The following is a 12694-nucleotide window of genomic DNA, read 5'->3' as shown; positions in this document are numbered from 1 at the left end:
GTGGGAAACGGACGTTAGCTATCCGTGCTATTCCCCTCGTCGTTGTCAGCTTCGCGCTGCGCGGCGGTAAGCTCGGACATGAGTTGATCGGCATCGACGGGCTCGCCGTCTACCGTAGCGGTCACGTTTCCACTGGCGTCTATCGCAATGACGGCTGGCTTGGGGCGTTCCGGCTCTGTGGGCGGCTTGCTCATCCGCCAACCATGCGCCACGGCACCGCGATGCGGAAGCCCCAAGCGGGCATTCCCAACGACTAGGGTCGAAAATGGGAATTGACGCTTGCGCCGGAAGCGGACCCTTGACGTCACCGCCTGGGAGCAGACCTTCCGACAGGCCGAGAAGGGTGGTTTGCAGCCCATTCGCGCGTACAATTGAGGCTTGAGGGATGCGTCAAATGCGAAACAAGCTGCTCATTAGGTGGACGGGTGTAACGGCGCTCGGTGGGCTTTCCATCCTCGCAGCATGTTTGTTCGTGAACTCATCTTACGGCCTGGCGCTCATGAGCCCGTTCGTGCAGATCGCCTTTTACAGCGCCTACTGGGGAGGCGGATTAGCGGTGATAGTCGGCCTGGCGATGATGTTGCGCGAGTGCATGAGACGCTAGGCGTGTCAGTTAGGGTCGATAGCGGAAGCAAGTCTCCGCCCGAAGCAGGCTTTGACTTCTGGTCAGCAAGCCGACGCCGCGAAGGGCAGCTAGGGGTGGAAGTCGGACGTTGTTCCGCCGCTCCGAGTGTGCGTCCATGGTCCAATGAAAATATTACTCGGACTCATTGGATTAATGGCACTCGTGGCGAGAACGCCTGCAATGGGCGAGCCTCTATCGCCGGCTGCGCACGTTGTTTCGTGTCGAACGGAAGACATGAGGCACGGAAAACCCCTGGTCACGTCCGCAGAAACAGCGAAGGCGATCTTTCTTGCGGTCGAGGATGATTTGTTTCCGGCGGCGAACAAGACCGAATACCCGGAGATTGTGGTTGAAGACGAAGGCGGAGGATGGTCTGTGTTCCGACATCGACCAGCACAGCGGTTACCAGACGGCAGCCTTCAGATCACCAGCGGAGGTGGCCAGTTGTCGTTGAGCATCGACAAATGCGATGCCAAGATTTCGAAAGTTTGGCTAAGCCGCTGACTCCGGCAATGTCCGCAACGGGTCGAAAGCCGCCCTAAGCACCACCCTCGATCGCCCCCCACACCGCCAGCGCCTGGGCCGTCTCGCGCACGTCATGCACCCGCACCGCCGCCACGCCGGCCGCCGCGCCGTGCAGGTGGGCGGCCAGCGAGCCGCCCAGCCGCGCGTCGGGGTCCGCGCCCAGCGGGTCCAGGGCGGCGATGAAGCGCTTGCGGCTGGCGCCCAGCAGGATCGGATAGCCCAGGGCTTTGAGCCGCGGCAGGGCGGCCAGCAGGGCCAGGTTGTGGGCGGGGGTCTTGCCGAAGCCGATCCCAGGATCCAGCCAGATCCTGTCGCGCTCGACCCCGGCGGCCATGGCCGTGAGGGCCCGGGCCAGCAGGAAGGCCTCGACCTCGGCGACCACGTCGTCGTAGCGCGGGTCGTCCTGCATCGTGCCGGGCTCGCCCAGCATGTGCATCAGCACCACCTCGCAGCCCAGCTCGGCGGCGACCTCGGGCGCGTCGGGGGCGAAGCGCAGGGCGGCGACGTCGTTCCAGATCGTGGCCCCGGCGGCGACGGCGGCCCGGGCCACGGCGGGCTTCATGGTATCGATCGAGATCGCCACGTCGCTGGCGGCGCGGATCGCCTCGATCAACGGCACGACCCGGGCGATCTCCTCGGCGGCCGGCACCGGCGTGGCGCCGGGCCGGGTGCTCTCGCCGCCGATGTCGAGGATGTCGGCGCCCTCGTCGATCAGCCGCCGGGCCTGGGCCAGGGCCGCACTGGGATCGAGGAACCGCCCGCCGTCCGAGAAGCTGTCGGGCGTGACGTTGACGATCCCCATGACGCGGGGGCGGGTTGGTGCTGCGGGCATGGGTGGGTTTTAGAGCAGGTTTGCTCTGGCTCCCACCATCCGCTCATCCCGGCGAACGCCGGGCCCCAGATGGAATGGCTTTGAGGCTGACGCCAAGAGCACTGAGCCTTTCCCATCAGCCACCCAGCTTTAGGATCTGGGTCCCGGCGTTCGCCGGGATGAGCGGGTTTTATGGGAACCCGGAAGGAGGAGCCCGCCTACCAGTCGATGAACGTCGTGAAGTCGCCGATCATGCCGGTCCAGACGCCGAAGTCGTCGTCCAGGCCCGCCAGCGTGCGGCCGGCGTTCACATTGACGTCGTACTGGACGTAGGGGTCGCCCTCGTCGTCGAGATAGACCTTCAGATAGCGGTTCTTGCGGTTCCACTCGTTGGCCTTCTCCAGTTTCAGCGGCTCCTTCAGGTCGAATCCGGCCGAGAACTGCAGGGCCTTGCAGCGCTTGGCTTCGTTGCAGTCGTAGAAATAGATCTTGAAATTATGGCCGTCGGCGGCGCTGTCGATCAGCGGATCGTCCGAGGAATCCTTGGTCAGCTCGGCCTTGTAGCCGGCCTTCTGCAGCCAGGCCGCCACCTCCGGGCCGGTCATGCCGTCCTTGTGGATGTCCTGGGCCTGGGCGGCGCCGTTCCCAACCGCCAGGCTGCAAAGCGCCGTCGCGGCCGCCAGGGCGATGATCGCCGTCTTCATGTCATGCCTCCCCGCCGCGCGTCGCGGCCAGGTTGCAGGCTAGCGCCGCCCGTCCCCGACGCAAAGAAGCGCGCAAAGAAAAAGCCGGAGCGGCGAACCGGTCCGGCTTTTTCAGGTTCTTGTCGGCGAAGACCCTAGAGCAAGTCGCGCGATATAGGAATCGCACGGCCTGCTCTAGACTTTTGTTTTCGCATCGTTTTTTGCGGAAAACCGGCGCCCGCTTTTCCGCACGATGCTTCAGGCGGTGACGCCCGTCGAGACCGGCACCGAGGCCACCGGCCCGACCGGGACCTTGTTGCTCTCGTCCTCGATGCGGACCGGCGGGATGCCCTTCATCACGTTGATGATCTCGTCGCCGCTGAGGGTCTCGAACTCCAGCAGGGCCTTGGCCACCGCGTGCAGCTCGGTCAGCTTCTCGGTCAGGATCTGGCGGGCCTCGTCCTCGCCGCCCTTGACCAGGCGACGCACCTCGGTGTCGATCTTCATCATGGTCTCGGGCGAGACGTTCTGGGTGCGGGCCACCGAGTGGCCCAGGAACACCTCGTCCTGGTTGTCGCCGTAGGCCACGGTGCCCAGCTCGTCGGAGAAGCCCCAGCGGGTGACCATGTTGCGGGCCAGGCTGGTGGCGGCGCTGATGTCGCTGGACGCGCCCGAGGTGATCTTGTGCTTGCCGAAGATCAGCTCCTCGGCCACCCGGCCGGCCATCATGATGGCCAGGCGCGAGGTCATCATGTCGAAGCTCATCGAATAGCGGTCGCCCTCGGGCAACTGCATGACCATGCCCAGGGCCCGGCCGCGCGGCACGATGGTGGCCTTGTGCACCGGGTCGGCGACGGCGACGTTGAGGGCCACCAGGGCGTGGCCGCCCTCGTGATAGGCCGTCAGCTTCTTCTCGTCCTCGCTCATGGCCATAGAGCGGCGCTCGGCGCCCATCATCACCTTGTCCTTGGCGTGCTCGAAGTCGTGCATGGTGACCATGCGGCGGTTCTTGCGCGCGGCGGTCAGGGCCGCCTCGTTGACCAGATTGGCCAGGTCCGCGCCCGAGAAGCCGGGGGTGCCGCGGGCCAGGGTCTTGACGTCGACGTCGGCGGCCAGCGGCACGTTCTTCATGTGCACGCGGATGATCTTCTCGCGGCCGCCGACGTCCGGATTGGGCACCACGACCTGGCGGTCGAAGCGGCCCGGACGCAGCAGCGCGGGGTCCAGCACGTCGGGACGGTTGGTGGCGGCGATCAGGATGATGCCCTCGTTGGCCTCGAAGCCGTCCATCTCGACCAGCAGCTGGTTCAGCGTCTGCTCGCGCTCGTCGTTGCCGCCGCCCAGGCCGGCACCGCGGTGGCGGCCGACGGCGTCGATCTCGTCGATGAAGATGATGCAGGGGGCGTTCTTCTTGGCCTGCTCGAACATGTCGCGCACGCGGCTGGCGCCGACGCCGACGAACATCTCGACGAAGTCGGAGCCCGAGATCGTGAAGAACGGCACGCCGGCTTCACCGGCGACGGCGCGGGCGATCAGGGTCTTGCCGGTGCCGGGCGGGCCGACCAGCAGGGCGCCCTTGGGGATCTTGCCGCCCAGGCGCTGGAACTTGGCCGGGTCCTTGAGGAACTCGACCACTTCCTGCAGCTCTTCCTTGGCCTCGTCGACGCCGGCGACGTCGTCGAACAGCACGCGGTTCTTGTTCTCGGTCAGCAGCCGGGCCTTGGACTTGCCGAAGCCCATGGCGCCCTTGGTGCCGCCCTGCATCTGGCGCATGAAGAAGATCCACACCCCGATCAGCAGCAGGATCGGCAGCATCTGGAACAGCAGGCCCAGCAGGCTGAAGCTGTTGCGCTGATAGACGATCGTCGAGCCGCGCGCCTCCAGGCGCTTGACCAGGTCCTCGGAATTGGGCGGGATGTTGACGTTGTAGGGCTTGCCGGTCTTGGGCTCGACCTTGACGACGTCGCCGCTGATGTCGGCCTGCTTGACCTCGCCGCTATCGATGTTCTTGAGCAGCTGCGAGTAGCTGACCTCGCCGTTGCCGCCGGGCTTTCCGCCCTGGCTCACGACGGTGTAGGCCATGACCAGCACCACCACGATCGTCGCCCAGATGCCCAGGGTCTTGAAATTCATACGCGTTGTCTTCCCAACGATAGTCTCTGACCACCCAAGATAGGACGGCCCGGCCAGTTTCGCCACGCGCGGGATATCATGTCGCGGGTTCTTGATCGACACGGCCTGTCGCCGCATCGAAACGATCCGCCACAAGACAGCGCGCCTGCGTCGTTTTCGCCTCTGCAAGGATCGGGCAACCGACGCCGCCTTCGGGGTCGACGACGACCGGAAGGCTGGGGCGGGCGGCGGCCGGCAGGCCTTTCAGCGCCTGGCGTTGCGCGGGCGGCAGGCGGGCGGCGAGGCCTTGCAGCGGACGGACGACCAGGCCTGGCGCGGTCGCGAGCAGCTCATAGCGGCCGTCCCAGACGAGGGGTTGGTTGAGAGGGAGCTCGCAGATCCCCCCCCCTTGGGGCAGGTGGCCCGAAGGGCCGGAGGGGGTCCCGCCGGCCGACGCCGCATCCCCCTCCGTCGCCTGCGGCGACCCCTCCCCCAGAGGGCGAGGATCTTTGCGCCGCGTCTCGCCGGGTTCGCGGAAGAAGCTCACCCCCTCGCCCGCCGCCTCGATTCGCGCGCCCGCCAGGGTGGCGGTGAAGGTCTCGCCGGCCCGGATCCGGTCCACCAGCCGCCGCAGCCGCTCGCCGCGCGGCGGCTGCGAGGTGCCGGCCGCGCACAGGCAGGCGGCGGCGACGTGGGCGGCGGGGGCGGTGCGGGGGAGGACGAGGTAGCCCTCTCCTCCCCCGTGGAACGGGGGAGGCGGCACGGCGCCGGCGGGCGACGTGACGGAGGGGGCGTCCGGCGCCGGCGGGACGCGGCTGGACGCCCCCTCCGTCGGCTTCGCCGCCTCCTCCCCCGTTCCGCTGCGCTTCCCGGGGGAGGAGAGCCGCGCCCGCGCCCTCGCCCGCGCCGACTTCGGATCGTCGTTGGCGGGATCGTCCAGCCAGGTCTCGCCCCGCGCCGCCAGCCAGTCCCGCAGCGCGCCGCGCCGCGCCGCCAGCAGCGGCCGCAGCACGAACAGGCCCCGGCCCTGCGGCCAGGCGGGCGAGGGCGACCAGTCGCGGGGGTCGGGCACGGTCGAGCCCCCGGCCCGCATCAGGGCGGCCTCGGCCAGGTCGTCGGCGGTGTGGCCCAGCAGCAGGACCCGCGCTCCAGCCTCCCGGGCGGCGTCGGCCAGCAGGGCGTGGCGGGCGGCGCGGGCGGCGGCCGACAGGCCCGAGCCGGGCTTGGGTCCGGTCCAGGCCAGGGCGCGGGCCTGGGCGCCCAGGGCGCGGGCCTTGGCGACCGCCTGGGCGGTCCAGGCGGCGCTGGCGGGGTTCAGCTGGTGGTCGACGGTCAGGGCGACCACGGCGCGGCCGTGGGCCCGGGCCCAGTCCAGGGTCAGGATCAGCAGGGCCAGGCTGTCGCCGCCGCCGGAGAAACCCACGGCCAAGGGCGCGGCGGCGGCGGGGCGCAGGCGGCGGTCGAGGGCGGCGGCGACGGCGGGGAAGGTTGTGATCATGCGGCTGCCGCCCTAGCCTCCTCCGGCCCTTCGGGCCACCTTCCCCAGAGGGGGAGGATCTGATCGCGCTAGTCGCTCCCCCCTTGGGGGAGCTGTCGCGGAGCGACCGAGGGGGCCTTCCGCCCTAGGCCGCGCACTTGGCCTGAACCCGCGTCGTCGCCGCCTTGGAGGTGATCGCCGACGGCGCCTTGGGATAGCGCCGGGCCAGTTCGTCCAGGGTCTTGCAGGCGTCGGCGGGCTTCTTCAGGGCCACCAGCGAGCGCGACAGCTTCAGCACCGCGTCGGGCGCCCAGCTGGTCTGCGGCCAGCCGCGCACCGCGCCCAGATAGTTGCCGGCGGCGTCGCCATAGGCCTCGCGCACGAACTGGGTCTCGGCCAGCCAGTAGCGGGCTTCCGGGGCCTTGGCGCTGTCGGGGAAGGTCGCGACATAGCCGGCGAAGGCCTGTTCGGCGCCGCCGTAGTCGCCGTCCAGCAGCATCTGGCGGGCCGACTTGAAGGCCGCGGCCGGGTCGGTCGGGGCCGGGGCGGCCGCGGCGGCGACCGGGGCGGCGGCGGCGGCCGCCGCCGCGGCGGCCTCCTGGTCGGCGAGGCGCTTTTCCAAGGCGGCCAGGCGCTGGTCCAGCGCGTCGGCCCGGGCCTTTTCGGCGTCGTTGGCCCGGCGCGCCTCGTCCAGGTCGTGGGTCAGGCCTTCGTTCTGGCCGTTCAGCTTGGTCAGGGTCTGTTCGAGGTCGCGCATCCGGTCGGACATCGCCGCGATCTGGGCGTCGGTCTCGGCCGCCTGGACGACGACCGGCTTGCCGGTGTCGCGGCCCTGGAAGACGATCGACCGCAGTTCGCGGACCACCTTCTCCATCTTGTCCAGCCGCTTGGCCGAGCGGTCGTCCAGCGGGTCGGGCATGGGAGTCTGGGCCACGGCCGGGACCGTGGTGAGCGCCAGGACGGAGGCGAGCAGAGCGGCTTTCAGCTTCATGTCGGCGATTATGCCCCGGTTGCGGACAAAAGTGCGGCCAAGAGCCAAGGCGTCACGATGAAACGCGCTGGCGGCCTCTCAAAACGTTGTCATCCCGGAAGCGCGCAGCGCTGTCCGGGACCCAGGGGAGCCGCACCACATCAGCCCGGTCACCTGGATCCCGGACCGCCTCTGCGAGGCTTCCGGGATGACACCTGGCATGGACTCCCCTCCCCCATCGAGGGGAAGGGAGCTTTCGATTACCGCGCGCCGTCGGTGATGGCGGTGCGGGCGTTGCGGTTCTTGGCCCAGGCGTCTTCGCCCGTGCCTGGATCGATCGGCCGTTCCTTGCCGTAGGACAGGGTCTCGATGCGCGAGCCCGAGACGCCCTGGCCGACCAGGAATTCGCGGACGGCGTTGGCGCGGCGGGCGCCCAGGGCCAGGTTGTACTCGCGGGTGCCGCGTTCGTCGGCGTTGCCCTCGATGCGCACGCGCACGGCCGGATAGCGGTTCAGCCACTGGGCCTGGGCGGTCAGGGTCGGCTGGGCGTCGCTGCGGATGTCGTACTGGTCGGTGTCGAAATAGACCCGCTCGCCGATGTTGATCACGAAATCCTGCACCGTGCCGGGCAGCGGACCTTGATTGACCGGCGACTCCGGCGTGGCCGGCGCCGTGTAGGGCGGGGCCGTGGGTTGCGAGGGCGCCGGGGTCGGGGCCTGCGGGCCCGCCGGCTTCGGCCGCGAAGCACAGGCGGCGAGCGAGGCGGCCGCCAGACCGATCATCGCCAGTCTAGCGACGCGTTGGGTGTCGAAGCTCATCCAGTTTCTCCTCAAGTCCACGGCCAAGGTTGATAGTTGTAGCGCGTGTAGCCTTCGTGGCGCCGCGCCAAATCGTACCTTGCACCTCACAATGGCGTCAGAATGTCGCACCATTCACCTGGTTTCACCCGCCGCGTGAACGCCGGATGAACGACTCCAGCGCAACGCGCCGTTACGGCGGAGGTTGCCTGAATCTGGTGTGGATCAATCCAGCAGCGGCGACCAGGCGGGGTCCGACGCGGCGCCCTGGTAGGCGGCCGGACGCAGGATCCGGCCGGTGATGTCCACCGTCCACAGCCGCGAATTGCCGTTGGCGCTCTCGCGCGAGAACATCAGCACCCGGCCGTTGGGCGCCCAGGTCGGGCCTTCGTCCAGGTAGCTGGTGGTCAGCAGCCGCTCGTCGCCGCCGTCGGCCCGCATGACGCCGATGTGGAACTCGCCGCCGGTCTGCTTGGTGAAGGCGATGAAGTCGCCGCGCGGGCTCCACACCGGGGTGGTGTAGCGGCCGCCGCCGTACGAGATGCGGCGCACGCCGCTGCCGTCGACGTTCATGATGTAGAGCTGGGCCTGGCCGCCGCGGTCGGAGTTGAACACGATCTTGCTGCCGTCCGGCGAGAACGAGGGCGAGGTGTCGATGGCCGGGTCGGTGGTGATCCGCGTCGACTGGCGGCTGCGCAGGTCCATCACATAGATGTCGGAATTGCCGCCCTTCTCGACCGAGAAGGCCACCTTGCTGCCGTCCGGCGAGAAGCGCGGGGCGAAGACCATGCCCGGGAACTTGCCGATGGTCTCGGTGCGGGCCGTCTCCAGGTTGGTCAGGTAGATGCTCGACCCCGTGGGCCGCAGCGCCATGTAGGTGATCTCCTGGCTGGTCGAGGAGAAGCGCGGGGTCATGACGATGTACGAGCCGTCGGTCAGGTACTGCGGGTTGGCGCCGTCCTGGTCCATGATCGCCAGCTTCTTGACCCGGGCCAGCTTGGAGCCGCTCTCGGCGACGAACACCACCCGGGTGTCGAAATAGCCCTTCTCGCCGGTCAGCCGCTCATAGACCGCGTCGCTGATCTTGTGGGCCACGCGCCGCCAGTTCTCGGCGGTCGAGGTGAACTGCAGACCCAGCAGCTGCTGCTGGCTGAAGGTGTCCCACAGGCGAAAGTCGACGCGCAGGGTGCCGTCGGCGCCGACCGTGACCTGGCCGTTGATCAGGGCCTGGGCCCCGGTGGCCTGCCAATCGGGAAAGCGCGGCTGGACGTTCACGTCGGTCAGCTTGTCGGCGACGTTGGCGACGTTCAGCGGCTGGAACAGGCCCGAGCGCTCGAGATTGCCGCTGATGACCTGCGAGATGTCGGCCCCGCGCCCGCCGCCCGAGAAGGCGGGGATGGCCACCGGCAGCGGCTTGACCGCGCCCTTGTCGATGTCGACCTCGATCTGGGCGCGGGCGACGGTCGGCGCGAAGGCGGCCATGGACAGGGCCAGGACGGCGGCGCCGGCCCAAGCGGCCAGGGGGCCTTTGAAGACGGACTTGAGGGTCATGCTGGGCGTCCTCCTATCGCGCCGCGCAAGCGTCGCGCGCCTTGAAGTTCAAATTGAGTTGCTGGCCGTAGTAGTCGGGCGGCAGGCCCTCGAAGGGCGCCGACTGGTAGACCGCGCGGATGGCCCGGTCGGCGGCGGCCTTGACCACCGGGTCGGCCGAACGCTCGGCGTCGCCGGCCGTCACCTGGCCGACGATGCGCCCGCCGGTGGCCAGCTTGAAGCTGACCTTGACCTGCACGGCCGCGCCGCCCTCGACCTCGCAGTTGGGGTTCCAGCGGCGCTGGATCTCGTCCTTCATGCCGTTGATCGCCGCAGCCTGCAGACCGGTCATCGCGCCGGCGCCCGGACGGGCCTGGGTGGCGGTCTCCGGACGGGTCGGCCCCTTGGGCGCGTTGGCGATCGGCTTGCCGGCGGCCTTGGGGGTCTTGGCCAGGGTCTTTTCCAGCGAGGCGAAGAAGTCGGGCTCGGGCTTGGCCGGGGCCGGCTTGGTCGGGGTCGGCTTGGGCGTCGGGGCCGGGGCGGCGGTCTTTGGCGGGGCGGGGGCCGGGGTCGGGACCGGGGCGGGCACGGGGGCCGGCGGCTGCGGCTGGGCCTCGGGCGTCGGCTCCTCGGTCTGGGCCGTCTGGTCGACGACGTCCTCGATGGCCGGGCGGACATTGGTCGGCCCCTCGGTGACGATGGTCACCGGCACGCTTTCGCCGATGATCACCGGCTTGGACGGCTTCCACGGCCCGATCAGGATCGCGGCGACCACCAGCACGTGGAGGCCGATCGACCCGACCAAGGCGGGCGAGAAGTTGGTGCGCTCGTCGCGGGGGGTCATGCGAGCCACCCCACGATCCGCTCATCCCGGCGAACGCCGGGACCCAGATGGAACGGCTTCGAGGCTGACGCCAGATAGCGCCGAGCTCCTCCAGTCATCCACACCGCCTTGGGATCTGGGTCCCGGCGTTCGCCGGGATGAGCGGACGTAAGGACCATGGGCGCCAACCGTCACTGCGCCGGACGCAGGGCGCCCGCGTCCGCGGCGCCCGCCGGCTTCGCCGCCGCGCCCGAGGACGGGCCGCCGGTGTCGGTCAGCAGGTTGATCTTGGCGAAGCCGGCGTTCGACAGCGCCGCCATCACCTGGGCCACGGTGGCGTAGTTGGCCTTGCCGTCGGCGCGCACGAAGATCGGCTTGTCGTAGCCCTCGCCGGCGATCGACGAGATGCGCGGAGCCAGCTCGTTGAAGGGCACCTCGCCCTCGCCGATGAACACCGCGCCGCCGGCCTTGATCGAGACGGTGATCGGCTCCTGCTGGTTCTGCAGGGCGGCGGCCTCGGTCTTGGGCAGCTCCAGCGGCACGCCGGCGGTCAGCAGCGGGGCGCTGATCATGAAGATGATCAGCAGCACCAGCATCACGTCGACCAGCGGGGTGACGTTGATCTCGGACAGGGCGCCCTTGCCCCGGCGTCGGCCGCGGCGACGGCCGCGACGGCCGCCGGTGGCGAAGGCGTCGTTGGCGGACATGGCCATGGGGTCAGACCCGCTCGCTGAGGCGGCGCTGGATGGCCGTCGACAGGTCGTCGGCGAAGTTCTCCAGCCGGCCGGCGTACTTGCCCGCGTCGGTCGAGAACTTGTTGTAGGCGATATAGGCCGGGATGGCGGCGATCAGGCCGACGGCGGTGGCGAACAGCGCCTCGGCGATCGACGGGGCCACCACGGCCAGCGAGGTGTTCTTCGAGATCGCGATGTTCTGGAAGGCGTGCATGATGCCCCAGACCGTGCCGAACAGGCCGATGAACGGCGAGGCGGTGGCGACGATGGCCAGGCTGCCCAGCCCGTCCTCGGCCTTGCTGCTCTCGCGGGCGATCAGGGTGTCCATCATCCGGTCGATGCGCTGGATCAGGAAGGCGGCCTGAGCCTCGCCGACCGGCCCCTTGGCCTTGGCGTCGCGCCACTCCTTCAGGGCGGCCTGCAGCATGCGCGGCAGCGGGTGGCGCGGATTGGGGCCGGCCTGGGCGGCCACCTCCTCCAGCCCCTGGCCCGAGCCGACCTGGTCCTCGAATCGGTTGGCGGCGCCGTTCAGCGCGGCGAAGCGGAACAGCTTGTCGATGATCACCGCCCACGAGCCCAGCGAGGCCAGGATCAGCCCGATCATCACCGCCTTGACCACCCAGTCGGCCTGGAGGAACAGCGAAATGAAGGAAAAGCTCTGGGGGCCTGCGGCGGCGTCCATGCGGGGTCCTGCTCCGTTGGGGCGTCAGTATCGTGGAAGGTGAATAGCGCACCTCCCGGGGTTCCGTTGCGCCTTACTGACATGAAGCGGGGCAATGGTGAAACTATGACGATCGGTTGAGAGGCGGGTTTTTGTGCGGCGCCCAATGCCCGTCATCCTCGGACCTGTTCCGCTCCCTGGACGGAAGAACCCCAAACTCCGCTCATCCCGACGAAAGTCGGGACCCAGATGGAATGGCGATGTGGCTGACGCCATGAGCGCTGAGCCCGTCCAATCCGCCGCCCAGCTATGGGATCTGGGTCCCGGCGTTCGCCGGGATGAGCGGATACAAGGGGGATAAACATCAAGGCCGTGCGTGGTCCTCGTCCTTCGCCAGGCTCAGGATGAGGACCATTGACAGGCTCGTCAGTCGAAAACCTCATCCTGAGCTCGTCGAAGGACGAGGTTTCCGCCCTATCCCTCCAGCCACGGCGCCAGCTGGGCCAGCATCTCCGCCGTCGGCTTGCGCGGGCGGCCGTCCAGGGTGATGCAGACCGCCTCGCCGGCCGCCTGGACGATCAGCTCGTCGCCGCGGGTGATCCGCTGGCTGACATAGAGGCGCGGGCCCTTGACCCGGTCGTAGGTGGTGCGCACCAGAAGGGCGTCGTCGATCCGGGCCGAGCGCTTGAAGTCCAGCTCCATGCGGATGATCGCGAACGCCGTGTCGGCCTTGTGCAGCTCGGTGTGCGAGATCCCGATCCTCCGGAAGAAGTCGCTCCGCCCCCGCTCGAAATAGCGCAGGTAGTTGGCGTGGTAGACGATGCCGGAGAAGTCGGTGTCCTCATAATAGATCCGCACGGGCAACTGGTGCTCGCGGCCGTCGAAGACGCCGGCGGTGGGGGTGGAAAGATCGGTCATCGGCTCGCTCATCGTCACTTGCCCCCTA

The 12694-nt window shown here is 69.0% G+C and carries 14 protein-coding genes; 3 read left to right on the top strand and 11 right to left on the bottom strand.

Annotated elements, in window-relative coordinates; genetic code table 11:
• From BM066_RS26375 to BM066_RS25875, 3 genes are all read left to right on the top strand, one after another.
• Positions 1-257, top strand: a 257-nt coding sequence (locus BM066_RS26375; RefSeq protein ID WP_177218393.1) for a hypothetical protein, incomplete at its 5' end; no start/stop codon positions are given.
• Positions 258-394: 137 nt separating this feature from the next.
• On the top strand, positions 395-604 hold the full coding sequence (locus BM066_RS06470) for a hypothetical protein (protein ID WP_143093667.1): 210 nt from the start codon (positions 395-397) through the stop codon (positions 602-604).
• A gap of 255 nt (positions 605-859) precedes the next feature.
• The gene (locus BM066_RS25875) at positions 860-1129 is read left to right on the top strand and encodes a hypothetical protein (RefSeq protein ID WP_143093666.1); all 270 of its coding nucleotides are present in this window, start codon (positions 860-862) and stop codon (positions 1127-1129) included.
• A gap of 34 nt (positions 1130-1163) precedes the next feature.
• Here the strand turns inward: BM066_RS25875 and folP are convergent, their stop codons facing one another.
• The 11 genes from folP to BM066_RS06415 form a co-directional block, all read right to left on the bottom strand.
• Positions 1164-1982, bottom strand: a complete 819-nt coding sequence (gene folP / locus BM066_RS06465) for a dihydropteroate synthase (protein WP_089925551.1) — start codon at positions 1980-1982, stop codon at positions 1164-1166.
• 197 nt (positions 1983-2179) lie between these two features.
• Entirely contained in the window at positions 2180-2665 is a 486-nt protein-coding gene (locus tag BM066_RS06460) for a YbjN domain-containing protein (RefSeq protein WP_089925549.1), read from the bottom strand.
• Between the two features lie 237 nt (positions 2666-2902).
• Positions 2903-4777: an ATP-dependent zinc metalloprotease FtsH gene (gene ftsH, locus BM066_RS06455; RefSeq protein WP_089925547.1), complete on the bottom strand. Its 1875-nt coding sequence runs from the start codon at positions 4775-4777 to the stop codon at positions 2903-2905.
• A gap of 76 nt (positions 4778-4853) precedes the next feature.
• Positions 4854-6254: a tRNA lysidine(34) synthetase TilS gene (gene tilS / locus BM066_RS06450; protein ID WP_089925544.1), complete on the bottom strand. Its 1401-nt coding sequence runs from the start codon at positions 6252-6254 to the stop codon at positions 4854-4856.
• A gap of 124 nt (positions 6255-6378) precedes the next feature.
• The gene (ybgF, locus tag BM066_RS06445; RefSeq protein WP_089925541.1) at positions 6379-7224 is read right to left on the bottom strand and encodes a tol-pal system protein YbgF; all 846 of its coding nucleotides are present in this window, start codon (positions 7222-7224) and stop codon (positions 6379-6381) included.
• Positions 7225-7463: 239 nt separating this feature from the next.
• A complete protein-coding gene (pal, locus tag BM066_RS06440) occupies positions 7464-8036 on the bottom strand; it encodes a peptidoglycan-associated lipoprotein Pal (RefSeq protein ID WP_089925588.1) in 573 nt (190 codons plus the stop codon).
• 189 nt (positions 8037-8225) lie between these two features.
• On the bottom strand, positions 8226-9482 hold the full coding sequence (gene tolB, locus BM066_RS06435) for a Tol-Pal system beta propeller repeat protein TolB (protein ID WP_369823228.1): 1257 nt from the start codon (positions 9480-9482) through the stop codon (positions 8226-8228).
• Positions 9483-9564: 82 nt separating this feature from the next.
• The gene (locus BM066_RS06430) at positions 9565-10374 is read right to left on the bottom strand and encodes a cell envelope biogenesis protein TolA (protein ID WP_089925536.1); all 810 of its coding nucleotides are present in this window, start codon (positions 10372-10374) and stop codon (positions 9565-9567) included.
• Positions 10375-10544: 170 nt separating this feature from the next.
• A complete protein-coding gene (locus BM066_RS06425; RefSeq protein ID WP_089925533.1) occupies positions 10545-11066 on the bottom strand; it encodes an ExbD/TolR family protein in 522 nt (173 codons plus the stop codon).
• A 4-nt stretch (positions 11067-11070) separates the two neighbouring features.
• Positions 11071-11769 (bottom strand): protein TolQ, encoded by a 699-nt coding sequence (gene tolQ / locus BM066_RS06420; RefSeq protein ID WP_089925529.1) that lies wholly within the window; start codon positions 11767-11769, stop codon positions 11071-11073.
• 453 nt (positions 11770-12222) lie between these two features.
• The gene (locus tag BM066_RS06415; protein ID WP_089925586.1) at positions 12223-12666 is read right to left on the bottom strand and encodes a YbgC/FadM family acyl-CoA thioesterase; all 444 of its coding nucleotides are present in this window, start codon (positions 12664-12666) and stop codon (positions 12223-12225) included.
• Positions 12667-12694 lie beyond the last annotated feature (28 nt).

It is taken from the genome of Caulobacter sp. UNC279MFTsu5.1 (assembly GCF_900114015.1).
Lineage (GTDB): Bacteria > Pseudomonadota > Alphaproteobacteria > Caulobacterales > Caulobacteraceae > Caulobacter.
This window is presented reverse-complemented; position numbering and strand designations above follow the sequence as displayed.

Coding starts and splice junctions, on each gene's coding strand:
- BM066_RS06470 (WP_143093667.1), top strand. CDS start 395: ATGCGAAACAAGCTGCTCATTAGGTGGACGGGTGTAACGGCGCTCGGT.
- BM066_RS25875 (WP_143093666.1), top strand. CDS start 860: ATGAGGCACGGAAAACCCCTGGTCACGTCCGCAGAAACAGCGAAGGCG.
- folP (WP_089925551.1), bottom strand. CDS start 1,982: ATGCCCGCAGCACCAACCCGCCCCCGCGTCATGGGGATCGTCAACGTC.
- BM066_RS06460 (WP_089925549.1), bottom strand. CDS start 2,665: ATGAAGACGGCGATCATCGCCCTGGCGGCCGCGACGGCGCTTTGCAGC.
- ftsH (WP_089925547.1), bottom strand. CDS start 4,777: ATGAATTTCAAGACCCTGGGCATCTGGGCGACGATCGTGGTGGTGCTG.
- tilS (WP_089925544.1), bottom strand. CDS start 6,254: ATGATCACAACCTTCCCCGCCGTCGCCGCCGCCCTCGACCGCCGCCTG.
- ybgF (WP_089925541.1), bottom strand. CDS start 7,224: ATGAAGCTGAAAGCCGCTCTGCTCGCCTCCGTCCTGGCGCTCACCACG.
- tolB (WP_369823228.1), bottom strand. CDS start 9,482: ATGGCCGCCTTCGCGCCGACCGTCGCCCGCGCCCAGATCGAGGTCGAC.
- BM066_RS06430 (WP_089925536.1), bottom strand. CDS start 10,374: ATGACCCCCCGCGACGAGCGCACCAACTTCTCGCCCGCCTTGGTCGGG.
- BM066_RS06425 (WP_089925533.1), bottom strand. CDS start 11,066: ATGGCCATGTCCGCCAACGACGCCTTCGCCACCGGCGGCCGTCGCGGC.
- tolQ (WP_089925529.1), bottom strand. CDS start 11,769: ATGGACGCCGCCGCAGGCCCCCAGAGCTTTTCCTTCATTTCGCTGTTC.
- BM066_RS06415 (WP_089925586.1), bottom strand. CDS start 12,666: ATGACCGATCTTTCCACCCCCACCGCCGGCGTCTTCGACGGCCGCGAG.